Below are 25,057 nucleotides of genomic sequence, written 5' to 3' on the forward strand. Positions count from 1 at the left end.
GTATTGAGGGAAAGATATGATGCGCAAAACGCTGCTGGCGGCAGTCCTCACGTTCACGGCGATGGCCGCACATGCCGATTACAAGTGCAGCGTCACCCCACGTGACGATGTGATTTTGAGCCCACAAACGGTGCAGGTAAAAGGCGAAAACGGCGATCTGGTCATTACCCAGGCCGGTGATGTCACCTTTAACGGTAAGCAGTACAACCTCAACGCCGCACAGCGTGAGCAGGCTAAAGATTATCAGGCGGCGTTGCGTAGCAGCCTGCCGTGGATTGACGAAGGTGCCAGAGCGCGCGTAGAGAAAGGTCGCGTGGCACTGGACAAAATCATCGCCAAAGAGGTCGGTGAAAGCAGCAACATGCGTGGCCGCTTAACCAAGCTGGATGCGCAATTGAAAGCGCAGATGAACCGCATCATCGAACATCGTACTGATGGGCTGACCTTCCACTATAAGGCGATTGACCAGGTCCGCGCCGACGGGCAGCAATTAGTGAATCAGGCGATGGGCGGCATTTTGCAGGACAGCATCAACGAGATGGGCGCCAAAGCTGTGCTCAAAGGCGGTGGTAACCCGCTGCAGGGCGTGCTCGGGAGCCTCGGTGGTTTGCAAACCTCAATTCAGAACGAATGGAAGAATCAGGAACAAGACTTCCAGCAGTTTGGCAAAGATGTTTGTGCCCGCGTCGTGACGCTGGAAAACGATCGTAAAACGCTGGTTAGCACGCTGAAATAATTTTCACCTCTTTTTAACGGCACAGAAACATTCTGTGCCGTTTTATTTTGTATCTTTCTGTTTTTTTGATATCCATCTCTAAGAATGGCAATTTGATGGAGATATAAATCTGGTTAATTGGAACTCGTCACATTATTCATCTGTAAGATAGACATAATGCTGCAAATTCAAGTAACTGGAGAAATAACATGGAGTTTTTCAAGAAAACGGCACTTGCCGCACTGGTTATGGGTTTCAGCGGCGCGGCGCTTGCACTGCCAAACATCACTATTTTAGCAACCGGCGGGACCATTGCCGGCGGTGGTGATTCCGCGACAAAATCTAACTACACGGCAGGCAAGGTAGGCGTAGAGAATCTGGTTGAAGCCGTACCTCAGTTGAAAGACATCGCGGTTGTTAAAGGCGAGCAGGTGGTGAACATCGGCTCTCAGGATATGAATGACGACGTCTGGTTAACGCTGGCGAAAAAGATTAACACCGAGTGTGATAAAACCGACGGTTTTGTCGTGACACATGGTACGGATACCATGGAAGAAACTGCCTATTTCCTCGACCTGACCGTCAAGTGCAACAAGCCGGTAGTGCTGGTGGGTGCAATGCGTCCGTCTACAGGGATGAGCGCCGATGGCCCGTTCAACCTGTATAACGCAGTGGTGACGGCTGCAGACAAAGCCTCTGCCAACCGTGGCGTGCTGGTGGTGATGAACGACACCGTGATGGATGGTCGCGACGTGACCAAAACCAACACTACCGATGTAGCCACCTTCAAATCCGTTAACTATGGCCCGCTGGGCTACATCCATAACGGCAAGATTGACTACCAGCGTACGCCTGCGCGTAAGCACACCACGTCTACTCCGTTCGATGTGTCTAAGCTGACCGAACTGCCGAAAGTGGGGATTGTTTACAACTACGCTAACGCCTCGGATCTGCCAGCCAAAGCGCTGGTCGACGCGGGTTATGCGGGTATCGTCAGTGCGGGTGTAGGTAACGGCAACTTGTATAAAACGGTATTCGATACGCTGGCCACTGCCGCGCATAAAGGTACCGTCGTGGTGCGTTCCTCCCGTGTACCAACCGGCTCCACCACGCAGGATGCTGAAGTTGATGATGCGAAATACGGCTTTGTGGCTTCAGGTTCTCTGAACCCGCAAAAAGCGCGTGTTCTGCTGCAGCTTGCGCTGACGCAAACCAAGGATCCTAAGCAGATCCAGGAAATGTTTAATCAGTATTAATCGATGCAGGTGGCTGCGCTTATCGCCCTAACCCTGTAGGCCTGATAAGCGCAGCGCCATCAGGCAATTTGCCGGATGGCGGCTCAAGGCCTTATCCGGCCTACATCGTTACCGTATTACTCCGCCAGAAACAGCTCCAGCAGCGAATTCAAAAACAGCTTACCGTGTTGGGTAATCTGCCAGTATTCATCGCATTCACTCAGGTAACCCTGGGCGATAGCTGCATCAATCTGTCGACGAATAACGTCTTCGGCAAGCCCGGTGTATTGCGTGAATTCTGCACGCGGCGCGGCCTCCAGTAACCGGAAACGATTCATAAAGAACTCGAACGGCTTGTCGGCTTCGGCAACATCACGCTGGCTTTCCAGGTAACGTCCTTGCATGTATCCGCGTGGATGCCGCATTTTGGTGGTGCGCAAAATGCGTCCGTCCGGGAAAGTGATTTTGCCGTGCGCGCCACAGCCAATGCCAAGATAGTCGCCAAAACGCCAGTAATTGAGATTGTGCTGACACTGATAGCCCGGCTTCGCATAGGCTGAGGTTTCGTACTGCTGATACCCCGCTGCAGTCAGCAACTGGTGGCCTTGCTCAAAAATATCCCACAGTGCGTCATCGTCCGGTAGAACCGGCGGACGCGAACCAAATAGCGTGTTGGGTTCGATGGTCAACTGATACCAGGAAAGATGCGGCGGGTTGAGCGCGATGGCCTGCTGCAAATCATTCAATGCTTCTTCCAGCGACTGATCCGGCAGGCCGTGCATCAGATCGAGATTAAAGCTACGTAGCCCCAGACCGCTCGCCAGGTGTGCTGCACGTTTGGCTTCTTCCGGCCCGTGAATACGTCCCAGACGCTTAAGTTTGGCGGCGCTAAAGCTCTGTACGCCAATGGAGATTCGGTTTACGCCTGCGCGTTGATAATCAACGAAGCGATCGGCTTCCACCGTACCAGGATTCGCCTCCATCGTGATTTCTGCATCCGCGGCCAGCTTCAGACGTGCGCGCACGCCGTCGAGCAGCGTTTGCATTGCCGGGCCAGAAAGCAGGCTCGGCGTACCACCACCGATAAAAATGGTCTTTACTTCACGTCCCTGGGCGTGGGCCACCTCAGTATCCAGATCGCTCAGCAGATGCTGCACATAGTCGTCATGAGGAACGTCGCCCTTCAGCGCATGCGAGTTGAAGTCGCAGTACGGGCATTTTTGCACGCACCACGGGATGTGAATATAAAGACTTAGCGGCGGAAGCTTAACCATTACGCAGGGCATCCAGCAGCAGCTTCAGCGCCTGTCCGCGGTGAGAAATCGCACTTTTCTCTTCACGGGTCAGTTCAGCCGCCGTTTTCCCTTCAGTCGGCACAAAGAATATCGGGTCGTAGCCAAAGCCACCGTTTCCGGCAGGTTCACGGGTAATAATACCCGGCCAGCTTCCGTGGCAAACTACCGGCGTTGGATCGTCTGCGTGGCGCATATACACCAGCACGCAGTGGAACTGTGCCTGGCGCTTGTCATCAGGAACATCCTGCAGGGTATGAAGCAGTTTTTCCAGGTTCTGCCTATCGGTCGCATCTTCGCCGGAATAGCGGGCCGAATAGATGCCTGGCGCGCCGCCAAGGGCGTTCACCGCCAGACCGGAGTCATCAGCAATGGCCGGCAGTCCGGTAATTTGCGCTGCATGACGCGCCTTCAGAATGGCATTCTCAATAAACGTCAGCCCGGTCTCTTCTGCAGAATCAACACCCAGATCCGTTTGGGCAACGACATCAAGACCGAAATCACTCAGAAGAGAGGCGAGTTCACGCACTTTACCGGCATTGCCGGTCGCGAGGACAACTTTTTGCATGGGATACCTAATCAGTTAGCGCCGCAATTTCGGGCGGGATCTGTTGCGGATGAATGATTTTAACCTGTTTGTGACGGCCAAGCTCGCCCTTCTCAAGGATGACCTGGCTTTTTGCCACACGGAACTGTTTGCCGAGAAACTTCACCAGATGGCTATTCGCTTGCCCATCCACCGGCGGGGCGGTAATGGCGACTTTAACTTCGTCGCCATGTAAACCCACAATACTGTCACGGCTGGCTTTAGGCTGAATGTAGAGCCGTAAAACCAGACCGTCGTCGCAGGGTGTAACGGCACTCATAGCGCCATCCACAGCCCCGGCAGCAGCATATTGCCTGTCGCCTGTAACACTTCCGCGATACCCATGTTAATCACATAGAGCAGCAGAACCAGAATCATCGGCGAGAAATCGATGCCGCCCATGCCCGGGAGTATACGACGGATAGGACGCAGCAGCGGGTCTGCCAGTTGGATCAGTACATATTCCACAGGGCTACGGCCCTGGCTGACCCAGCTCATAATTGCCATCACCAGCAGTACCCAGAAAATCAGCAGCCCGATGGTCTTGAGGACAATCAGTACGGCAGCGATCCAGATAATCGGCTGGAACGTGACCACCTTAAACAGCACGATTGCTTTGATAAAGCTGAGAACGAGCGCCACTAATGCCGAGGCGCTGTCAATCGGCCCCATCGGGGGAATTACACGGCGTAACGGCCCAATAACAGGCTGAGTGATTTTCACTATAAACTGCGAGAACGGGTTGTAAAAATCGCAGCGAGACCATTGCATCCACACGCGTAGCAGCAGCGCCATGGTATACAGCTCAATTACCGTTGAGAGCAGGAAGGTCAACGTATTCATGGTGTTCCTTAGTTTTCCTTATTTTTTAGTGTAATCACGAGCACCAAAAATGGCGGTGCCAATGCGCACCATCGTGCTACCCGCCGCAATTGCGGCATCCATATCATCAGACATCCCTAGTGAGAGGGTGTCGATGCCTGGGTAGCGTGTTTTCAACCCGGTAAATGCTACAGCCATTTGCTGTGCAACTTCAAACTGCCTTACATAATCTGACTCTGGAGCCGGAATCGCCATCAGACCACGCAGGGTAATGCGCGGCAGTGCAGCGACTTCAGCGGCTAGTGCATCAAGCTCTGCCAGCGGAATTCCTGACTTACTGTTCTCATCGCTGATATTAATTTGAATCAGTACATTGAGCGGCGGCAGTTCCGCCGGGCGCTGTTCGCTCAGACGGGCAGCGATACGCAGACGGTCGATCGTATGGCACCAGTCAAAGTGCTCAGCGACCAGACGACTTTTGTTGGACTGCAGCGGGCCGATAAAGTGCCACTGCAGATCGTTGACGCCTTGTTCCCGGAAGTAGCGGATTTTATCCACCCCTTCCTGCACATAGTTTTCACCGAAGGCACGCTGCCCTGCGGTAATGGCTTCTTCGATGGCGCTCGCAGGTTTGGTTTTGCTGACTGCAAGCAATGTAACTTCTTCTGAAGACCGCCCGCAACGCGTCGCGGCGGCTGAGATTTTGTCCCGGACATGTGCCAGGTTATGCGCGATATCGTTCATTTTCCGAGGATGTTCATATGAATATGGAAGAAATAGTGGCCCTTAGTGTAAAGCATAACGTGTCGGATCTACACCTGTGCAATGCATGGCCTGCGCGTTGGCGCATACACGGAAATGTCGAAATCGCGCCGTTTACCACGCCTGACGTAGAGACGTTGCTGATGTGCTGGCTCAGCGAGCAACAACAGGTACAGTGGCAGAAACAGGGGCAGCTGGATTTTGCCATTACGCTGACGAACTCACGGCGTCTGCGCGCGAGCGCATTTGTTCATCAGCAGGGAATCTCTCTGGCGCTAAGGCTGTTGCCGCTTGATTGCCCATGTTTAGATGATCTCCAGACTCCCGCCGCCTTAGCTGAGCTGCTGCATAGCGAAAATGGATTAATTCTGGTGACAGGCGCCACCGGCAGCGGTAAATCAACGACCCTGGCGGCGATGGTGTCATATCTTAATCAGCACGTCGCGGGACATATTTTGACGCTGGAAGATCCCATTGAATATCGTTACACCAGCCAGCGTTGTCTCATTCAACAACGGGAGGTAGGCGTACACTGCGCTTCTTTCGCCGCCGGTTTGCGCGGCGCGCTGCGCGAAGATCCTGACGTCATTCTGCTGGGCGAGCTGCGCGATGTGGAAACCATTCGTCTGGCGTTAACGGCTGCGGAAACCGGGCATCTGGTGCTGGCAACGTTACACACGCGAGGGGCGGCGCAGGCCATTGCACGGCTGGTGGATACCTTTCCCGCACAGGAGAAAGATCCGGTGCGTAATCAGCTGGCAGACAGCCTGCGGGCGGTACTTTCGCAAAAGCTGGAACAAGATAAGCAGGGAGGACGCGTGGCGCTATTCGAACTGCTCGTCAACACGCCCGCCGTCGGTAACCTGATCCGTGAAGGGAAAACGCATCAGCTACCCGGCATAATGCAAACCGGGCAACAGACAGGCATGCAGACGTTTACGCAGAGCCAGCAGCAGCGCCAGGCGCAGGGACGGCTTTAGTAGCCCTGCTCGAAATAGCTTTCGAGAATAATAACGGCAGAAGCGGAGTCCACTTTACCTTTATTCAGTGCCCGGTACCCGCCTTGCTCAAACAGGCCGGAGCGGGCTTCGACGGTACTCAAACGCTCATCATGCAACGTTACGGTAACGCCAAAACGACCATGAATACGGTTAGCGAACTTGCGTGCGCGTGCGGTAAGGGGTTGCTCGGTGCCATCCATATTGAGCGGTAAACCGACAATGATTTCGTCCGGCTGCCATTCTTTCAGCAGACGTTCAATCAGATTCCAGTCCGGCGTACCGTCCTGTGCTTTGATCGCGGGCAAGGGTCTCGCGGTACCGGTAATGCGCTGACCAATTGCGACGCCAATGCTTTTTGTACCAAAGTCGAAAGAGAGTAATGTTCCGCTCATCAGGCATGTCCCGCCACGCCAGGCATGGTAAGAATATCTATCCCGATAAGTTTTGCCGCATCACGCCAGCGGTCGGCAATCGGCGTTTTAAACAAGATGTTGAGATCGGCGGGGGCCGTAAGCCAGGCGTTATCCAGCAGTTCTTGTTCCAGCTGGCCTTTTTCCCATGATGAATAGCCTAACGCAACCAGCACCTCAGAGGGTTGCTCCTGCGTACCTAAGGTTTCTAATACATCGCGGGAGGTGGTGATGATGGTGTTATCTGAAATGCGGATACTGGATGCAAAGCGTGACGGCGGGGTATGCAGAATAAATCCACGGTCTTCCGCCAGCGGTCCGCCGAGCATCACCGGTTTATCCAGACGAATAGCCGGATCGCGCGCTTCAGGGGTAATTTTCAGCTTTTCCAGAATCCCTTCAATTTGTAAGTTTTCCAGAGGCTTATTGATGATAATCCCCATTGCTCCGTTCTCATTGTGTTCACAGATATACACCACGGAACGGCGGAAAATCGGATCCTGGAGAGCAGGCATGGCAATAAGAAAGTGATGCTGTAAATTCATTGTCAGAGGTTCTGTTTCCTGGTTCAAAAAAGCAACAGCGCCCAGTATGCGTACAAATACGAGCGCTGTCACTATGAGTATTGGTAGGATCCCTTCTACCGGCGAGTTCTTTTATTTTTGCAAACGTGCCTCAATGGCATCCATCAACATACCGGTAATCGAAACCGGGAATTCTGCTTCAATCTCACGAATACAGGTTGGACTGGTGACGTTAATTTCCGTCAGGCGATCGCCAATGATATCCAGACCGACAAAAATTAATCCCTTCGCTTTCAGCGTTGGCCCAATGCGGCGGGCAATTTCCCAGTCGCTGTCGGTTAATGGACGCGGCTCGCCACGACCACCGGCGGCCAGGTTGCCACGGGTTTCACCACCCTGCGGAATACGCGCCAGGCAGTACGGAACGGGTTCGCCATCCACAACCAGTACGCGTTTGTCGCCGTCTTTAATCGCTGGCAAATAGTTCTGCGCCATGCAATAGCGGGTACCATGTTCGGTCAACGTTTCGGCAATGACACCGAGGTTCGGGTCACCTTCTTTCACGCGGAAAATAGACGCGCCGCCCATGCCGTCCAGCGGCTTGAGAATGATGTCGCTATGTTTTTGCCAGAAGGCTTTCAGCTGCGCTTTGTTACGTGTGACCAGCGTTTCTGGCGTCAGGTCGGCAAACCATGCGGTGAACAGTTTTTCGTTGCAATCGCGCAGGCTCTGCGGTTTGTTGACGATTAACGTCCCTTTTTCTTCTGCGCGTTCCAGAATATAGGTCGCGTAAATGAACTCGGTATCAAATGGCGGATCCTTACGCATCAGAATCACGTCCAGATCGGCCAGCGGGAGATCTTGCTCGCTGTTGAACTCATACCATTTGTCGTAGTTCTGCTCTACGCTCAGGGTCCGCGTACGGGCGCGGGCTTCACCGTTGATCAGATAAAGATCGGCCATCTCCATATAGTGAATTTCGTAACCACGACGTTGTGCTTCCAGCAGCATTGCGAAGCTGGAATCCTTCTTGATGTTGATGCTTGCGATGGGATCCATCACGATGCCGAGCTTGATCATTGTTCTTCTCCGTTAGCCCAGATCGCCAAAACGCACCTGTAGCGCGGTAATGGCGGTGAGCGCAGTTGTCTCAGTACGCAGAACGCGAGGTCCTAACAGAATATCAGTAAACTGATAACGTGCGGTCATGGCAATTTCATCTGCCGACAGTCCACCCTCCGGGCCAATCAGCAAGCGGATGCGCTCTACCGGCAGCGGCAGCGTATTGATGCTGGCGCTGGCGCGAGGATGCAGGTTCAGTTTCAACCCTTCGTCCTGTTCCGCGCACCATGCTTCCAGATCCATTGCCGGGCGAATTTCAGGCACCCGGTTACGACCGCACTGTTCGCAGGCGGCAATGGCGATTTTCTGCCACTGCTGGAGCTTTTTGTTCAGGCGTTCACTATCCAGTTTAACGCCGCAGCGCTCAGAAAAAAGTGGCGTAATGAGGCTTACACCCAGTTCGATCGATTTCTGGATAGTAAATTCCATTTTTTCGCCGCGCGACATCACCTGGCCCAGGTGGATGTGCAACGGCGATTCACGATCGTCGAGTTCGGCGTTAAGCACCTTCACGTCCACGCTTTTCTTGCTTGCGTGAGTGATTTCGGCGTCAAACACCTGGTTGCTACCGTCAAACAGCTGTAGCGCCTGGCCAGGTCCCATACGCAGCACACGGCCGATATGGTTGGCGGCATCTTCACATAGTGAAATTTGGCTGCCGGAAACGAGTGGCTCAGGGTGATAAATGCGAGGAATGCGCATAGTTAAACATCCGCGTCATGGCCCTGGGCTGCGAAAGGCCAGGGCATGGTTAAAAATATTGACGCTAGTGTAGGTTAGCTCTTTTGCGCCTGGCAAGCGCGTTGCACATATGGGTTATGGTTCCCCTGTACCTTTGCAATGCGTTCGTCGCGCTCACACTCCCAGTCGGTGACCGGATATTGCTTATTCCAGGCGTTAAAAAGCTGGGTTTGTTGGCGGGAGAGCGTCAGGTCGTACTGGTCACGCATGTAAAAATAGGTGCGTGCGATAGCGCCGCGGGCGCGGGCTGGCGGCTCGGCAACTTTCTCTTTGAAATCAACCTTCATGGCGCACTGTCCATACTGTCCTTCGCCACCGTTCCACTGGCTGTACATAAAGTTTGCGCGATCGCCATTCACTTCACCCACTGCAGGCTGCAGGTTATGCATATCGCTTTCCATCTGGCGATAGACCGGATCTTTGGCGCAGTTTTTACGCCCTCCGTCCTGCCAGCACTGGCGCTGATGACCAAACTGCCAGGCGGGAACAACGTGTTCCCATTCGATACGACTGGCGCGGTTTTCGTTTTTTCGCACTTTATAGCCGCAGGATTCAAGGTCAACGACCCCTTTTTTACCTTGCCAGTTAATTTTGCAACCACAGTAGAAATCTCCCGGCGCATCGGCGTTAACTTTGACGCCTGCTGCTTTCGCCTGAGAAAAACTGTTGATACCTTCGGCTAACACCGGGCCAGAAAACGCAGCGGCTAACATGGCCGCGGCAAAAGAAAGATTACGGTACATCACGAACTCCGTGTCAAAACGAGCCCGCAACGTAGCGAAAGTTGTTCTTGTATGCAATCAGCTAGATCAGAAAGGTTCCTGATAATTCTGAATATTATTCTGCAATCAGTGGTTCGCCGCAATGGACGCAGCGGTAGGTGGCCTCACCGCGCACAACGCGGTTATGGCGGCGAACGGTCAAGTGATGTTCCTGGCACTTACAGCGGTAAGCAAAGGTTTTACGCTGAACGGATTGCAGTTCAAACTGATGCGTGCGTCGGGCCGGGACGCCCAGCACACTCTCCATCATCCATTTCCACTCTTTTCCGTGCGGCGGGACGCGGCCAAAGTGCTTCCACACCAGCAAATGTGCTAGTTCATGGGGGACCACTTCGTTAACGAACGCATCGACGTTTTCCATCAGCAACACCGGGTTGAGGCGGATTTCGTAAGTTTGTAGCCACGCCGTGCCCGCGGCGGTGCCGCGCTGTTGGTAAACAAGCTTTGGCTCCGGGTAATGACGTTCCAGCTTGAGATTGGCCTGGGCGAGTTTTTCCCGCAGGCTGCGCATAACGGCTTGCTGGATGGCGATGGGAAGTCGGGAGGTTTTCATAACGCAAGAGGATAGTGCGACAGGGAAGGGACTGCAAGAGGAAGGCTCCCTCCCGCCCGGGGAGGAAGCCTTGAGTGATTAGTCGTGTGCGCCAATTTCGCGCAGTTTACGACCTTTCATCAGGTTACGTTCAATGTGTTCCAGAGAGACGTTTTTCGTTTCCGGGATTAGCCACAGAGTCAGGAAGATGAACAGTACGTTCAGACCGCCGTAGACCCAGAAGGTGTTAGCGCTGCCCAGCGAGTTCAGCATCGTCAGGAAGGTTGCGCCAACGATCATGTTAGCAATCCAGTTGGTTGCGGTAGAGCAGGTGATGCCGAAATCGCGACCTTTCAGCGGCTGAATTTCAGAACACAGTACCCAAATCAGCGGACCGGCGCTCATCGCGAAGCCAACGATAAACATCAGCAGCATCAGCACGGCAAAGTACTGGGCGGCCGCGGAGTGGATACCTACATGCATCATAGTGCCCAGCACGCCCATACCCACCGCCATGACGATAAAGCCAAGAATCAGCGTAGGTTTACGGCCCCAGCGGTCAACCAGGCCAATGGCGATAAAGGTTGCCAGTACGTTGGTCAGGCCAACGATAACCGTTCCCCACATCTGCTCGGTGGTGTTGGTATAACCTGCCAGTTCAAAGATTTTTGGCGCGTAATACATAATGACGTTCATCCCGGTGAACTGCTGCATCACCTGTAACAGCACGCCAAGGAACACTGCGCGACGGAAGTTGCTGTTTTCTTTAAACAGCGCCCAGCCACTTTGTTTAACCTGCAGACTCTCACGAATTTCATCCAGCTCGCGTTTGGCCTCGGCGCTGGTATCACGCAGACGCAACAGAACGCGCTCTGCATCGACAAAACGACGTTTAGCTGCAAACCAACGTGGGCTGTCCGGCAGGAAGATAACGCCAACCAGCAGTAACAGAGCAGGGATAATGATTACGCCCAGCATCCAGCGCCATGCGCCGCTATAACTGAATGCGGTATCGGAGAGGTAAGCGCCGAGGATCCCGATGGTGATCATCAACTGATACATCGAGATCATGCTGCCGCGAATTTTTTCCGGTGCTATTTCGGACAGGTACAGCGGCGCAGTATAAGACGCAACACCAACGGCCAGGCCCAGCAGCACGCGGGAAACCAGCAGCACTTCAACGTTTGGCGCGGCGGCGGAGAACAATGAACCGGCAACAAACAGGATTGCGCCAATCATCAGGCTCTTTTTACGCCCCAGTTTGAAGGAGAGCCAGCCGCTGCCAACAGCGCCTACAGCCGCACCAAACATCATTGAGCTCACCACCCATTCCTGAGTGTGCGGGGTAATTTGAAACTCGTCGGTGATGAACGGTAAAGCACCGGCAATAACACCGATATCCAGGCCAAAAAGTAATCCAGCCAGGGCTGCAAGAAAGCAGACAAAAAATGTCATGGCTTTGTTGGAACGCCCCGTTTTTTTATTGTCAGGCATGATGCCCTCCGGTTGGGTAGCTAGTTTTGTTGATGTTAAGGGTAGGTGAGTGCGGGGTAAAAAAATGCGAATTACATCACATTAGTGTAATCGCTTACACTGGCATTCATTGCGTTTATCATTTATTTAATTGAAAAATAACGTTTTTTATAAGGGTGCGATAAAGCTGGTTGCCTGAAATTAAGACAATGCTGAAAGATAATGTAACAATGATGCACAAGAGATGGCCTGGATATGTTAATTCAAAGTGGGTGGAAACACTGCTTGATGTAATCGCTTTCATTTCCGTTCGAAAAGAGGATTGCGAGGCTGTTCTGGTAATGGTAGGTAGAAAGAAAATGTGCATAAAAAAGACCAGCCGGGGCTGGTCTTAGGAAGTATACGCGTTCAGTCGTGGGTGAATTACTTCAGCCCGGCAGCGTCACGCAGCAGTTGCGCTTTGTCGGTTTTTTCCCAAGGGAAATGCTCGCGACCAAAGTGACCATAGGCTGCGGTTTCTTTGTAGATTGGGTGCAACAGATCCAGCATCTGAATCAGACCATACGGGCGCAGGTCAAAGAACTCACGCACCAGCAGGGTCAGTTGTTCTGAAGGCACTTTTTCGGTACCGAACGTTTCAACCATGATAGAGGTCGGTTCAGCCACGCCGATGGCGTAGGAAACCTGAATCTCACAACGGTCAGCCAGACCAGCGGCAACGATGTTTTTCGCGACGTAGCGCGCCGCATAGGCTGCGGAACGGTCAACTTTAGACGGATCCTTACCAGAGAATGCGCCGCCACCGTGACGAGCCATGCCGCCGTAGGTATCAACGATAATCTTACGACCCGTCAGACCGCAATCGCCCATTGGGCCGCCGATAACGAAACGACCGGTTGGGTTGATGAAGAATTTGGTAGAAGCATTCAGCCATTCAGTCGGCAGCACCGGCTTGATGATTTCTTCCATAACGGCTTCTTGCAGCGATTTCTGGTCGATATCTTCAGAGTGCTGAGTTGACAGAACAACCGCATCAATACCGACGATTTTGCCGTCGTCATACTGGAAGGTGACCTGGCTTTTTGCATCCGGACGCAGCCAGGATAAGGTGCCGTTTTTACGCACTTCAGCCTGACGCTGCACCAGACGGTGAGCATAGGTAATTGGCGCTGGCATCAGCACGTCGGTTTCGTTGGTGGCGTAGCCAAACATCAGGCCCTGGTCGCCCGCGCCCTGTTCCAGCGGATCGGCACGATCAACGCCCTGGTTGATGTCCGGAGACTGTTTACCAATTGCGCTCAGTACCGCACAGGAGTTGGCGTCAAAACCCATGTCGGAATGCACATAGCCAATTTCGCGCACCGTGTTACGGGTGATCTCTTCGATATCGACCCATGCGCTGGTGGTGATCTCACCGCCAACTAAAACCATACCGGTTTTGACGTAGGTTTCGCAGGCAACGCGTGCTTTCGGATCCTGTTCCAGGATTGCATCCAGCACGGCATCAGAGATTTGGTCAGCGATTTTGTCAGGATGCCCTTCTGATACGGACTCGGACGTAAAAAGGTGTTTTGCCATATTTAATTTCACCTAAGGAGAATTTGGTTAGCTCAAACTGTCGAGTGGGATAGCCATGTGTAGAAGATTCTACCATGAGTCTGCAGATGACGGACACTGGCAGTCTGAGTGTTAATCGGTATAGATGGATTAACATCTGGACGGCTATTTTAGGACAGTTCTTCGCCTGATTTCCAGCTTTTTTTGAGTAAGGTCTCATTGTACTGAAAATGTAACTGGAAATTTTTCCTGACGGTGCTGGCAATGTGCGTATTTATCTTTTGCTTTTTGACTTTCTTATCGGTATAAAACGCGGCGCGCGGCTCATACAAAAAGCACACGACATTTTCATCGTGTTGCCACTTCCAGCCGGGTTAAAACTTTAGCTTTGGCTTGTGGGTTCGTTCCGTAAGGAGCAACCGTGGAGGTGATACGAGATAATGAACCGTTGTATTCTGCTGAATCTGTCGCACCGTTCTGGTGTACATATGTCCCTCGCAATCTGCATCTTGCATACCTGCCGATGTTATACCCATCTCGGCGCTTCTCAGGACTCAAGAGCCGGTAACGGTCACTAAGAACTGAACAAGGGCGCTCTTGGTAAACAAGAGTTTTCTCGTGGTTTCGCCGAACCGTCAGCAGTACGTTCGGTTACGTGTTTACAATGATATGAAAAAGAAACCGGTCGCACAGTCGGAGCGTCAGCACTATCTGCTGGAAATTCTGCCTGTATTTGGGTTGTTATCGCGTCTTTGGATTGCGATAGTAGTCAACTGTTTTACACTTGTTAATAAAATTTGAGGTTCGCTATGTCTGACGACATTTCTTTGGGTTCGCCTTCGTCAGCAGGCGAACACGGTGTACTACGCTCCATGCAGGAGGTTGCAATGAGTTCCGAGGAAGCCAGCAAGATGCTGCGTACTTACAATATTGCCTGGTGGGGTAATAACTACTATGACGTCAATGAACTGGGTCACATCAGCGTGTGCCCGGATCCGGACGTGCCAGAAGCGCGCGTTGACCTTGCTGAGTTGGTGAAAGCTCGTGAAGCGCAGGGCCAGCGTCTGCCTGCATTGTTCTGCTTCCCGCAGATCCTGCAACACCGACTGCGTTCGATTAACGCCGCGTTCAAACGCGCCCGCGAATCCTACGGCTACAACGGTGATTATTTCCTCGTTTACCCGATCAAGGTTAACCAACACCGTCGCGTGATTGAATCACTGATTCACTCCGGCGAACCGCTGGGACTGGAAGCGGGTTCCAAGGCTGAACTGATGGCCGTTCTGGCCCATGCCGGAATGACCCGGAGCGTCATCGTCTGTAACGGCTATAAAGACCGTGAATACATCCGTCTGGCGCTGATTGGCGAGAAGATGGGCCATAAGGTCTATCTGGTTATCGAGAAGATGTCTGAAATCGCCATCGTGCTGGATGAAGCTGAACGCCTGAATGTCGTTCCGCGTCTGGGCGTGCGTGCGCGTCTGGCGTCGCAGGGTTCCGGCAAGTGGCAGTCCTCCGGTGGTGAAAAATCCAAATTCGGCCTGGCGGCAAACCAGGTACTGCAACTGGTAGAAATCCTGCGCGAGCGCGGCCGTCTGGACAGCATTCAACTGCTGCACTTCCACCTCGGCTCGCAGATGGCGAACATTCGCGATATCGCCACCGGTGTGCGTGAGTCGGCCCGTTTCTACGTCGAGCTGCACAAGCTGGGCGTGAATATTCAGTGCTTCGATGTGGGCGGCGGCCTGGGCGTGGACTATGAAGGTACCCGTTCGCAATCCGACTGCTCCGTAAACTACGGCCTGAACGAATACGCCAACAACATTATCTGGGCGATTGGCGACGCTTGTGAAGAACATGGTCTGCCGCACCCAACGGTGATCACTGAATCGGGTCGTGCCGTTACCGCGCACCATACCGTGCTGGTTTCCAATATCATTGGCGTTGAGCGTAGCGAAATTACCGAAGCGACGCCTCCGGCAGACAACGCGCCGCGCTCCCTGCAAAGCATGTGGGAAACCTGGCAAGAGATGCACGAGCCGGGCACGCGCCGTTCGCTGCGTGAATGGCTGCACGACAGCCAGATGGACCTGCACGATATTCACGTTGGCTACTCCTCTGGCACCTTTAGTCTGCAGGAACGCGCGTGGGCAGAGCAGCTCTATCTGAACATGTGCCACAATGTGCAAAAACAACTCGATCCGAGCAACCGCGCGCACCGCCCGATTATCGATGAGCTGCAGGAGCGGATGGCGGATAAGATTTACGTCAACTTCTCACTGTTCCAGTCAATGCCGGATGCGTGGGGGATCGATCAACTGTTCCCGGTGCTGCCGCTGGAAGGGCTGAACCAGGCGCCTGAGCGCCGCGCGGTGCTGCTGGATATTACCTGTGACTCTGATGGCGCTATCGACCATTACGTTGACGGGGATGGTATTGCCACCACTATGCCGATGCCGGAATACGACCCGGAGAACCCGCCGATGCTGGGCTTCTTTATGGTTGGCGCGTATCAGGAGATCCTCGGCAACATGCACAACCTGTTCGGCGATACCGAAGCAGTCGACGTGTTTGTTTTCCCTGACGGCAGCGTGGAAGTTGAGCTGTCTGACGAAGGTGATACTGTGGCGGATATGCTGCAGTACGTGCAGTTGGATCCGAAAACGCTGCTGACGCAGTTCCGTGATCAGGTGAAAAACACCGATCTGGACGCCGAGCTGCAACAACAGTTCCTCGAAGAATTTGAAGCGGGTCTGTACGGATACACCTATCTGGAAGACGAGTAAAGCTGTGCGGGTTCGCTTGAATCCGTACAAATTAACGGCGATAATTCGCCAAAACAAGTAGTCACGTAAATCAATCCCTTCCTCGTCGGGCTTAACGACGCGGAGGGGATTTTTTTTCATCGATTTTTAAAGAGGTCAGTACATGAGCACCTTAGGTCATCAATACGACAACTCCCTGGTTTCTAACGCCTTTGGTTTTTTGCGTCTGCCGATGAATTTCATGCCATACGACAGCGACGCCGATTGGGTGATTACTGGCGTGCCGTTTGATATGGCAACGTCCGGTCGTGCTGGCGGCCGTCATGGTCCGGCGGCGATCCGTCAGGTATCCACCAACCTGGCGTGGGAGCACAACCGCTTCCCGTGGAACTTCGATATGCGCGAGCGCCTGAACGTCGTGGACTGCGGCGATCTGGTTTATGCTTTCGGTGATGCCCGTGAAATGAGTGAGAAACTGCAGGCACACGCAGAGAAACTCCTTTCTGCGGGTAAGCGCATGCTCTCCTTTGGTGGCGACCACTTCGTCACGTTACCGCTGCTGCGCGCGCACGCTAAGCACTTTGGTAAAATGGCGTTGGTGCATTTCGATGCCCACACTGATACCTACGCTAACGGTTGTGAATTCGACCACGGCACCATGTTCTATACTGCGCCGAACGAAGGGCTGATCGACCCGAACCATTCGGTGCAGATTGGTATCCGTACCGAGTTCGACAAAGACAATGGCTTCACCGTGCTGGACGCCTGCCAGGTGAACGATCGCAGCGTGGACGACATCATCGCCCAGGTTAAGCAGATCGTCGGCGATATGCCGGTGTACCTGACCTTTGATATCGACTGCCTGGATCCTGCGTTTGCGCCAGGGACCGGCACGCCGGTGATCGGCGGCCTGACCTCCGATCGCGCGATCAAGCTGGTACGGGGTCTGAAAGATCTGAACATCGTCGGGATGGACGTGGTGGAAGTGGCGCCGGCTTACGATCAGTCTGAGATCACCGCACTGGCGGCGGCGACGTTAGCGTTAGAAATGCTGTATATCCAGGCGGCGAAGAAAGGCGAATAATAGTCGGACTATTTTACTCGTCATTTTGGGTCCGGGCAGTGCTCGCCATCCTCACGTACTACGTGTACGCTCCGGTGGCTGTGCGCTGGCCGGGCCCAAACTGACTTCGCCAATTACGTCCGATAATGGGATGAAATCTGTAGGCCGGATAAGGCATTCACGCCGCCATCCGGCACTGTTTGAAGATTACTTAATTCCGTCTGCGCTCATGCGATCGCGAATATGCTGCGCACGTTCTGCGGATGCCGGGTGATCGTCAAACATGGAGCTTTGACGTCCGGCTTCCAGTTTTGCCAGTTTCTCAAAGCTGGTTGCCAAACCTGACGGATTGATCCCGCGTTTGCGCAACAAATCATACGAGTAATCATCCGCTTCGGATTCCTGACGCTGGGAGAACTGCGAGTTCACCAGTTTCTCGCCAAGATCGCCCAATTGCGACTGCGACAGGCTGCCGACAATGCCGCCAGCGGAGGCCGCCGCTGCACGCACGGCGTTCGTGCCCAGCGCAACCTGCATGCCTTTTTTCACGTGACCCAACGCGACGTGGCCCATTTCGTGGCCGATCACCGCTTCGACTTCGTTATCCGTCATCATATCCATCAGGCCGCTGTATACGCGGATACAGCCGTTCGCCATGGCAAAGGCATTCACGTCTTTCGCCATATAGACTTTGTAGTTCACCGGCTGGCCGTTAATGTTATCGCCAAGCGCGGAGGCGATTTTGCCAAGACGCGTTGCATACTCGCTGCCAGCCGGGGCGATGGTAGCTTTGCTGTCCATATCCTTACAGGCCTGATCGCTCAGCGCTTTCACCTGAGTATCGCTCAGACTGTAGGCCTGAAAAGCCTCTGCGCCTGAGGAAAGCAGTCCGTTTGAGTCCATGTTCTGGCAGCCGGTCAATGCCGTCGCCATGCTCGTAGCAAGCAGTAAAGCGCGAATTTTCATTTTTTCTCTTCCGCACAAAGTCAGGATTATTCTAAAAAATGCGTCGTTTGCAGGTAAACCGACGCTCGGCATAAGTATAAAGAAAAGAACAATAAGCGGGCGAGAAGATTGCGCAACATGCGTGCATGATCCAGAGATTTCTGAAGCGGTAAAAGGATGCTCCATGTACATGACACGCGGCTTAGGTTACATTGTTGGCACTTTTTTCCGGCGTAGCCCAAAACGCGCTGTCGTCAAGTCGTTTAGGGCGTGGCCTTCATTATCCGATCTGGAGTCAAAATGTCCTCACGTAAAGAGCTTGCCAATGCTATTCGTGCGCTGAGCATGGACGCAGTACAGAAAGCCAAATCCGGTCACCCGGGTGCCCCGATGGGTATGGCTGACATTGCCGAAGTCCTGTGGCGTGATTTCCTGAACCACAATCCGCAGAACCCGTCCTGGGCTGACCGTGACCGCTTCGTGCTGTCTAACGGCCACGGCTCCATGCTGATTTATAGCCTGCTGCACCTCACCGGTTATGACCTGCCGATGTCCGAGCTGCAGAACTTCCGTCAGTTGCATTCCAAAACGCCGGGTCACCCGGAAGTGGGTTACACCGCGGGTGTTGAAACCACGACCGGTCCTCTGGGCCAGGGTATTGCGAACGCAGTCGGTATGGCTATCGCTGAAAAAACGCTGGCGGCGCAGTTTAACCGCCCAGGTCACGACATCGTTGACCACTTCACCTACGCTTTCATGGGCGACGGCTGCATGATGGAAGGTATCTCTCACGAGGTATGTTCTCTGGCTGGTACGCTGAAGCTGGGCAAACTGGTTGCGTTCTACGATGACAACGGCATCTCTATCGATGGTCACGTTGAAGGCTGGTTCACCGATGACACCGCTAAGCGTTTCGAAGCTTACGGTTGGCACGTGGTTCGTGGCGTTGATGGTCACGATGCTGACGCGATTAAACGCGCAGTTGAAGAAGCGCGCGCAGTGACCGACAAACCGTCTCTGCTGATGTGCAAAACTATTATCGGTTTCGGTTCTCCGAACAAAGCGGGTACTCACGACTCTCACGGTGCGCCGTTGGGCGATGCTGAAATCGCACTGACCCGTGAACAGCTGGGCTGGAAATACGCGCCGTTCGAAATCCCGTCTGAAATCTATGCTCAGTGGGATGCGAAAGAAGCAGGCCAGGCAAAAGAAGCTGCGTGGAACGAGAAGTTCGCAGCATATGCGAAAGCCTTCCCGCAGGAAGCGGCTGAGTTCACCCGTCGTATGAAAGGTGACATGCCAGCTGATTTCGACGCGAAAGCGAACGAGTTCATTGCTAAGCTGCAGGCGAACCCATCCAAAATCGCCAGCCGTAAAGCGTCTCAGAACGCGATTGAAGCATTCGGTCCTCTGCTGCCGGAATTCCTTGGCGGCTCTGCTGACCTGGCACCTTCTAACCTGACTCTGTGGTCTGGTTCTAAAGCGATCAACGAAGATACCGCTGGTAACTACATCCATTACGGTGTGCGTGAATTCGGTATGACCGCTATCGCTAACGGTATCTCCCTGCACGGTGGTTTCCTGCCGTACACCTCTACCTTCCTGATGTTCGTAGAATATGCCCGTAACGCGGTGCGTATGGCTGCGCTGATGAAACAGCGTCAGGTGATGGTCTACACCCACGACTCCATCGGTCTGGGCGAAGACGGCCCGACTCACCAGCCGGTAGAGCAGGTGGCTTCTTTGCGCGTGACGCCGAACATGAGCACATGGCGTCCGTGTGACCAGGTTGAATCCGCCGTGGCGTGGAAATACGGTGTTGAGCGTCAGGATGGCCCGACCGCCCTGATCCTCTCCCGTCAGAACCTGGCACAGCAGGAACGTACCGAAGAGCAGCTGGCGAACATCGCTCGCGGCGGCTACGTGCTGAAAGATTGCGCTGGTCAGCCAGAACTGATCTTCATCGCGACTGGTTCTGAAGTTGAGCTGGCTGTGGCTGCGTGGGACAAACTGACTGCTGAAGGCGTGAAGGCGCGCGTGGTTTCCATGCCGTCCACCGACGCATTCGACAAGCAGGATGCCGCTTACCGTGAGTCCGTACTGCCGAAAGCTGTCTCTGCACGTGTTGCCGTGGAAGCGGGTATCGCTGACTACTGGTTCAAATACGTGGGTCTGAACGGCGCTATCGTTGGTATGACTACCTTCGGTGAATCTGCTCCGGCAGAGCTGCTGTTCGAAGAGTTCGGCTTCACCGTCGACAACGTTGTCGCGAAAGCAAAAGAACTGCTGTAATTACGGTTACAGATGAAAACGGGTCGCTTAGGCGGCCCGTTTTTTTAGTAATAATATGTTTGTTTATTTCTTCGCAATGATTAATTGTAGATCTTTGTCACAAAGATGACATTTAGTGATGTTGTGAATATGCAATGCAGGTCACATAATTGCTATTGCTTTTTATTTATCTATAAATAACTTTTTGTTTTTAAAGGGTTTATGAAAATGCAGTTTGCACTGCATGGCTTTTCTCCCTCGATTGATTTCGCTTTGCCGCACGAGTATTTTATTTTTAACGCTAACTCGTACCCTAAAAATAAAATAAGGAAAATGTATGCGGCTAATTGATTACTTTCCAGAGTCATCTATCTCAATAAAAAATTCAGCAAGGAACTGGCAGGAGGCAATAGATTTTTCTATGTCATCCTTGCTGGCTAACCATTATGTTAATTCAGATTATGTTCAGGCCATTAAGGATTCAACAATCAGCAATGGTCCTTATTATATTTTGGCTCCTGGCGTTGCGATGCCGCACGCTCGACCAGAATGTGGGGCGTTAAAAACTGGGATGTCGTTAACGCTTCTCAAACAGGAAGTAAAGTTTGCCGATGATGACGACGGTATAAAATTATTAATCGGGTTATCGGCAGCGAATGCCGATTCACACATTGGCGCTATCCAGGCCTTAAGCGAATTATTATGTGAAGAGGAAGCATTAACCGCTTTATTAACGGCTAAATCAGAAAAACAACTGGCGGATATTATCGCCCACGCATAATTCACAGCCTCCTTTCAGGACATTATTATGGAAAACAAGTCTGCTCGTGCCAAAGTCCAGGCTTTTGGTGGGTTTTTGACTGCGATGGTCATTCCCAACATCGGCGCTTTTATTGCCTGGGGTTTTATAACTGCATTGTTTATTCCTACCGGTTGGATGCCGAACGAGCATTTCGCCAAAATTGTCGGTCCGATGATTACCTATTTACTACCCGTCATGATTGGCTCCACTGGGGGACATTTGGTGGGAGGGAAACGTGGCGCAGTAATGGGTGGGATTGGTTCTATCGGCGTGATTGTGGGCGCGGATATCCCGATGTTCCTTGGCGCTATGGTGATGGGGCCGCTTGGCGGCTGGGTGATTAAGCATATCGATCGTCTGCTGGAAAAACGCATTCCTGCAGGTTTCGAGATGGTTATCAATAACTTCTCCCTTGGTATTGCGGGAATGCTCTTATGCTTGCTGGGGTTTGAAGTCATTGGCCCGGCGGTTCTCGTGGCTAACAATTTTGTGAAGGAGTGTATTGAAGCATTGGTTCATGCGGGGTATTTGCCGCTGCTATCCGTGATTAACGAGCCTGCGAAAATCCTCTTTCTGAACAATGCCATCGATCAGGGCGTGTATTATCCGCTCGGCATGCAACAAGCTTCAGAAACGGGAAAATCGATATTTTTCATGGTGGCCTCCAACCCAGGGCCGGGATTGGGTTTGCTACTTGGCTTTGCCATCTTTGGTAAAGGGATGAGTAAGAAATCTGCGCCAGGGGCCATGATTATCCACTTCCTGGGGGGTATTCATGAACTGTATTTCCCCTATGTTCTGATGAAACCCCTGACCTTGATTGCCATGATCGCTGGGGGAATGACCGGGACGTGGATATTCCATCTGCTGGACGGTGGGTTGGTTGCGGGACCGAGTCCAGGATCAATATTCGCTTACCTGGCATTAACGCCAAAAGGTTCTTTCCTCGCGACTATTGCAGGCGTCACAGCGGGAACGATTGTCACCTTTGTTATCACTTCTTTAATCCTGAAAATGGAAAAGAACGTCGCAACAGAAAATGAAGATGACTTCGCGGAATCTGCCAGAACCGTCAAGGCAATGAAGCAGGAAGGTAAATTCTCTTATAAAAATATAAAGCGTGTCGCTTTTGTCTGTGATGCTGGAATGGGTTCCAGCGCTATGGGAGCCACCACATTCCGTAAACGTCTGGAAAAAGCGGGATTGAATATTAATGTGGCGCATTATGCCATCGAAAACGTTCCACAAGATGCCGATATTATTGTCACCCATGCCAGTCTTGAAGGTCGTGTTAAACGCGTAAGTGAAAAACCATTAGTGCTGATTAAGAACTATATTGGTGACCCGCTACTGGATGATTTATTTAAACGCATGACTGCGAACTAACCTTCTTTTTTTTGGAGTGAATATGAAAACGAAAGTCGCTGCCATATATGGTAAGCAGGATATTCGTATCCGTGAATTTGAACTTCCTGCAATTACAGATAATGAATTACTAGTAAGTGTAATCTCAGATAGCGTTTGTTTATCAACCTGGAAAGCGGCTGCATTGGGTAGCGATCATAAACGTGTTCCGGATGACCTGGAAAATCATCCGGTTATTACCGGCCATGAGTGCGCAGGTATCATCATTGAGGTTGGGAAAAACCTGACGGAAAAATATAAAAAAGGCCAGCGTTTTGTTTTACAACCCGCGATGGGCTTGCCAAGCGGATATTCAGCAGGATACAGCTATGAATATTTTGGTGGCAATGCTACCTACATGATTATTCCTGAGGTGGCGATTAATCTGGGCTGCGTTTTACCGTACCACGGTTCTTATTTTGCCGCAGCATCCCTGGCGGAGCCGATGTGTTGCATCATTGGCGCTTATAACGCGAACTATCACACCACGCCTTACGTGTATGAGCATCGTATGGGGATTAAGCCAGGAGGCAGCATTGCGTTGCTGGCCTGCGCCGGGCCGATGGGGATTGGCGCTATAGATTATGCCATTAACGGCAATATTCAGCCGTCACGCGTGGTGGTCGTGGATATCGACGAAGCGCGACTGACGCAGGCTAAAAAACTGTTGCCGGTTGAGTTAGCGGCAGAAAAGGGGATTGAGCTTATCTATGTGAACACTACCGGCATGGATTCCCCCACAGCGATGTTGCGCGCGTTAACTGACGATGCAGGTTTTGATGATGTCTTTGTGTATGCGGCTGTGCCAGCGGTGATTGAAATGGCAGATGATCTCCTCGCGGAAGATGGTTGTCTGAACTTCTTTGCCGGCCCGACTGACAGCAACTTCAAAGTGCCGTTTAATTTTTATAACGTTCACTATAACAGCACTCACGTTGTCGGAACGTCCGGTGGTTCAACGGATGATATGAAAGAGGCTATTGCGCTCAGTGCAACCGGTCAACTACAGCCCTCGTTTATGGTAACGCATATTGGGGGGCTGGATGCCGTACCGGACACGGTATTGAATTTGCCTGCGATCCCTGGAGGTAAAAAGCTGATTTATAACGGTGTGACGATGCCACTTACAGCCATAACGGATTTTGCTGAGAAGGGGAAAACGGACCCACTTTTCAAAGAGCTGGCAAGGCTGGTGGAAAAAACGCACGGTATCTGGAATGAAGAAGCGGAAAAATACCTGTTGGCGCAATTTGGCGTGGATATTGGGGAGGCGGCAATATGATGTCGTTGGCATGGCCGCTGTTTCGTATTACTGAGCAGGCCGCGCTGGCGGCCTGGCCGCAAACCGGGTGCGGTGATAAAAACAAGATTGATGGTCTGGCCGTGACGGCAATGCGGGAAGCATTGAACAGCGTTGCCATTCGTGGGCGAATCGTTATTGGCGAAGGAGAAATTGATCGCGCCCCGATGCTGTGGATTGGTGAGGAAGTGGGAAGTGGCGCCGGACCAGAGGTGGATATTGCCGTCGATCCCATTGAAGGAACCCGAATGGTGGCGATGGGGCAAAGCAATGCGCTGGCGGTCATGGCGTTTGCCCCCCGCGGTAGTTTGTTACACGCTCCTGATATGTATATGAAAAAACTGGTTGTTAATCGGTTTGCAAAAGGGGCGATTAATCTGGCGCTGCCGTTGGCAGATAATCTGCGTAATGTGGCTGCGGCGTTGGGCAAACCGCTGGAACGACTGCGGATGGTGACGCTGGATAAACCGCGTCTTCAACCGGCGATTGCCGAGGCGACACGACTTGGCGTCAAGGTCTTTGCGCTGCCCGATGGTGATGTGGCCGCCAGCGTACTGGCCTGTATGCAAGAGAATCCCTATGACCTGATGTACACCATCGGCGGGGCACCTGAAGGCGTTATTTCAGCCTGCGCGGTTAAAGCGCTGGGGGGCGATATGCAGGCTGAGCTAATCGATTTCTGCGAAGCGAAAGGGGATAACGCCGATAATCGTCTGATTGCGAAACAGGAACGTCAGCGCTGTGCCGAGATGGGCGTTGAGGTCAACTGTATCTATGCGCTCGACGAATTGGTAGGGGGAAATAAGATCCTTTTCAGCGCGACGGGGGTCACAGGCGGCGATCTTGTTAAAGGGATCCAACAGGTTGCGAATGGTGTGCGCACGCAAACTTTACTGATCGGCGGCGCGGATCGAACGTGTAATATAATAGACTCTCTGCATTCATGGTGATTT

At 52.7% G+C, this 25,057-nt stretch carries 26 protein-coding genes; 12 read left to right on the plus strand and 14 right to left on the minus strand.

Translation table 11 applies throughout. The annotated features are described in order from the left end of the window. Positions 1–16 precede the first annotated feature (16 nt). Both FDX14_RS09415 and ansB read left to right on the plus strand, forming a co-directional pair. Positions 17–736, plus strand: a complete 720-nt coding sequence (locus FDX14_RS09415; RefSeq protein ID WP_042310951.1) for a YggN family protein — start codon at positions 17–19, stop codon at positions 734–736. Between the two features lie 188 nt (positions 737–924). Beyond that, positions 925–1,971 (plus strand): L-asparaginase 2, encoded by a 1,047-nt coding sequence (gene ansB, locus FDX14_RS09420; RefSeq protein ID WP_038633619.1) that lies wholly within the window; start codon positions 925–927, stop codon positions 1,969–1,971. A 116-nt stretch (positions 1,972–2,087) separates the two neighbouring features. On the opposite strand, the gene hemW is transcribed toward ansB, so the two are convergent. From hemW to FDX14_RS09445, 5 genes are read right to left on the minus strand one after another with little or no spacing between them, the layout of a single operon-like run. Beyond that, on the minus strand, positions 2,088–3,224 hold the full coding sequence (gene hemW / locus FDX14_RS09425; protein ID WP_137349415.1) for a radical SAM family heme chaperone HemW: 1,137 nt from the start codon (positions 3,222–3,224) through the stop codon (positions 2,088–2,090). Continuing rightward, positions 3,217–3,810 carry an XTP/dITP diphosphatase gene (locus FDX14_RS09430; protein WP_038633614.1) on the minus strand — a complete coding sequence of 198 codons (594 nt, stop codon included), beginning with the start codon at positions 3,808–3,810 and terminating at the stop codon, positions 3,217–3,219. Before FDX14_RS09430 ends, hemW begins: the two co-directional genes overlap by 8 nt. A gap of 7 nt (positions 3,811–3,817) precedes the next feature. Continuing rightward, the gene (gene yggU, locus FDX14_RS09435; protein WP_137349416.1) at positions 3,818–4,108 is read right to left on the minus strand and encodes a DUF167 family protein YggU; all 291 of its coding nucleotides are present in this window, start codon (positions 4,106–4,108) and stop codon (positions 3,818–3,820) included. After that, the gene (locus FDX14_RS09440; RefSeq protein WP_038633609.1) at positions 4,105–4,671 is read right to left on the minus strand and encodes a YggT family protein; all 567 of its coding nucleotides are present in this window, start codon (positions 4,669–4,671) and stop codon (positions 4,105–4,107) included. Before FDX14_RS09440 ends, yggU begins: the two co-directional genes overlap by 4 nt. Before the next feature lie 18 nt (positions 4,672–4,689). Beyond that, on the minus strand, positions 4,690–5,394 hold the full coding sequence (locus FDX14_RS09445) for a YggS family pyridoxal phosphate-dependent enzyme (protein WP_137349417.1): 705 nt from the start codon (positions 5,392–5,394) through the stop codon (positions 4,690–4,692). Between the two features lie 17 nt (positions 5,395–5,411). Here FDX14_RS09445 and FDX14_RS09450 point away from each other — a divergent pair, with 17 nt between their 5' ends. Next, positions 5,412–6,392, plus strand: a complete 981-nt coding sequence (locus tag FDX14_RS09450) for a type IV pilus twitching motility protein PilT (RefSeq protein ID WP_137349418.1) — start codon at positions 5,412–5,414, stop codon at positions 6,390–6,392. Here the strand turns inward: FDX14_RS09450 and ruvX are convergent. The 8 genes from ruvX to metK all read right to left on the minus strand — a co-directional run bounded on the left by ruvX (position 6,389) and on the right by metK (position 13,575). Beyond that, positions 6,389–6,805: a Holliday junction resolvase RuvX gene (ruvX, locus tag FDX14_RS09455; RefSeq protein ID WP_038633601.1), complete on the minus strand. Its 417-nt coding sequence runs from the start codon at positions 6,803–6,805 to the stop codon at positions 6,389–6,391. The genes FDX14_RS09450 and ruvX overlap by 4 nt on opposite strands. Then, positions 6,805–7,368 carry a YqgE/AlgH family protein gene (locus tag FDX14_RS09460; RefSeq protein WP_032940453.1) on the minus strand — a complete coding sequence of 188 codons (564 nt, stop codon included), beginning with the start codon at positions 7,366–7,368 and terminating at the stop codon, positions 6,805–6,807. Before FDX14_RS09460 ends, ruvX begins: the two co-directional genes overlap by 1 nt. A gap of 111 nt (positions 7,369–7,479) precedes the next feature. Beyond that, positions 7,480–8,427, minus strand: coding sequence for a glutathione synthase (gshB, locus tag FDX14_RS09465; protein WP_016154394.1), 948 nt, complete (start codon positions 8,425–8,427; stop codon positions 7,480–7,482). Between the two features lie 12 nt (positions 8,428–8,439). Beyond that, positions 8,440–9,171, minus strand: coding sequence for a 16S rRNA (uracil(1498)-N(3))-methyltransferase (gene rsmE, locus FDX14_RS09470; RefSeq protein WP_042310938.1), 732 nt, complete (start codon positions 9,169–9,171; stop codon positions 8,440–8,442). Between the two features lie 74 nt (positions 9,172–9,245). After that, positions 9,246–9,953, minus strand: a complete 708-nt coding sequence (gene endA / locus FDX14_RS09475; protein WP_042310937.1) for a deoxyribonuclease I — start codon at positions 9,951–9,953, stop codon at positions 9,246–9,248. 94 nt (positions 9,954–10,047) lie between these two features. Then, complete coding sequence (locus tag FDX14_RS09480; RefSeq protein WP_042310936.1) at positions 10,048–10,545, minus strand: SprT family zinc-dependent metalloprotease; 498 nt, start codon at positions 10,543–10,545, stop codon at positions 10,048–10,050. A gap of 78 nt (positions 10,546–10,623) precedes the next feature. Then, positions 10,624–12,018, minus strand: coding sequence for a galactose/proton symporter (galP, locus tag FDX14_RS09485; RefSeq protein WP_003027074.1), 1,395 nt, complete (start codon positions 12,016–12,018; stop codon positions 10,624–10,626). 402 nt (positions 12,019–12,420) lie between these two features. Then, positions 12,421–13,575 carry a methionine adenosyltransferase gene (gene metK, locus FDX14_RS09490; RefSeq protein ID WP_006686850.1) on the minus strand — a complete coding sequence of 385 codons (1,155 nt, stop codon included), beginning with the start codon at positions 13,573–13,575 and terminating at the stop codon, positions 12,421–12,423. 419 nt (positions 13,576–13,994) lie between these two features. Here metK and yqgG point away from each other — a divergent pair, with 419 nt between their 5' ends. From yqgG to speB, 4 genes are all read left to right on the plus strand, one after another. Next, on the plus strand, positions 13,995–14,132 hold the full coding sequence (gene yqgG / locus FDX14_RS25615; RefSeq protein ID WP_286364578.1) for a small protein YqgG: 138 nt from the start codon (positions 13,995–13,997) through the stop codon (positions 14,130–14,132). A 91-nt stretch (positions 14,133–14,223) separates the two neighbouring features. Continuing rightward, positions 14,224–14,355 (plus strand): acid stress response protein YqgB, encoded by a 132-nt coding sequence (gene yqgB, locus FDX14_RS09495; RefSeq protein WP_064507034.1) that lies wholly within the window; start codon positions 14,224–14,226, stop codon positions 14,353–14,355. Between the two features lie 8 nt (positions 14,356–14,363). Further along, positions 14,364–16,340 (plus strand): biosynthetic arginine decarboxylase, encoded by a 1,977-nt coding sequence (gene speA / locus FDX14_RS09500; RefSeq protein WP_072014782.1) that lies wholly within the window; start codon positions 14,364–14,366, stop codon positions 16,338–16,340. A 142-nt stretch (positions 16,341–16,482) separates the two neighbouring features. Continuing rightward, a complete protein-coding gene (gene speB / locus FDX14_RS09505) occupies positions 16,483–17,403 on the plus strand; it encodes an agmatinase (RefSeq protein WP_003027056.1) in 921 nt (306 codons plus the stop codon). Between the two features lie 186 nt (positions 17,404–17,589). On the opposite strand, the gene loiP is transcribed toward speB, so the two are convergent. Beyond that, positions 17,590–18,348 (minus strand): metalloprotease LoiP, encoded by a 759-nt coding sequence (gene loiP, locus FDX14_RS09510; RefSeq protein ID WP_042310933.1) that lies wholly within the window; start codon positions 18,346–18,348, stop codon positions 17,590–17,592. A 279-nt stretch (positions 18,349–18,627) separates the two neighbouring features. Between loiP and tkt the strand changes: the two genes are divergently transcribed. The 5 genes from tkt (at position 18,628) to glpX (ending at position 25,054) form a co-directional block, all read left to right on the plus strand. Beyond that, positions 18,628–20,619, plus strand: coding sequence for a transketolase (tkt, locus tag FDX14_RS09520; RefSeq protein WP_042310931.1), 1,992 nt, complete (start codon positions 18,628–18,630; stop codon positions 20,617–20,619). A gap of 316 nt (positions 20,620–20,935) precedes the next feature. After that, the gene (gene cmtB, locus FDX14_RS09525) at positions 20,936–21,379 is read left to right on the plus strand and encodes a PTS mannitol transporter subunit IIA (protein ID WP_042310928.1); all 444 of its coding nucleotides are present in this window, start codon (positions 20,936–20,938) and stop codon (positions 21,377–21,379) included. Between the two features lie 27 nt (positions 21,380–21,406). Then, complete coding sequence (locus FDX14_RS09530; protein WP_042310926.1) at positions 21,407–22,786, plus strand: PTS mannitol transporter subunit IIBC; 1,380 nt, start codon at positions 21,407–21,409, stop codon at positions 22,784–22,786. 22 nt (positions 22,787–22,808) lie between these two features. Beyond that, positions 22,809–24,086 (plus strand): zinc-binding dehydrogenase, encoded by a 1,278-nt coding sequence (locus FDX14_RS09535; RefSeq protein WP_137349419.1) that lies wholly within the window; start codon positions 22,809–22,811, stop codon positions 24,084–24,086. Next, positions 24,083–25,054: a class II fructose-bisphosphatase gene (gene glpX, locus FDX14_RS09540; protein ID WP_079226009.1), complete on the plus strand. Its 972-nt coding sequence runs from the start codon at positions 24,083–24,085 to the stop codon at positions 25,052–25,054. The genes FDX14_RS09535 and glpX overlap by 4 nt, the downstream gene beginning before the upstream one ends. Positions 25,055–25,057: the final 3 nt, after the last annotated feature.

This window comes from Citrobacter sp. wls710, assembly GCF_005281115.1.
GTDB classification, from domain to species: domain Bacteria; phylum Pseudomonadota; class Gammaproteobacteria; order Enterobacterales; family Enterobacteriaceae; genus Citrobacter; species Citrobacter werkmanii.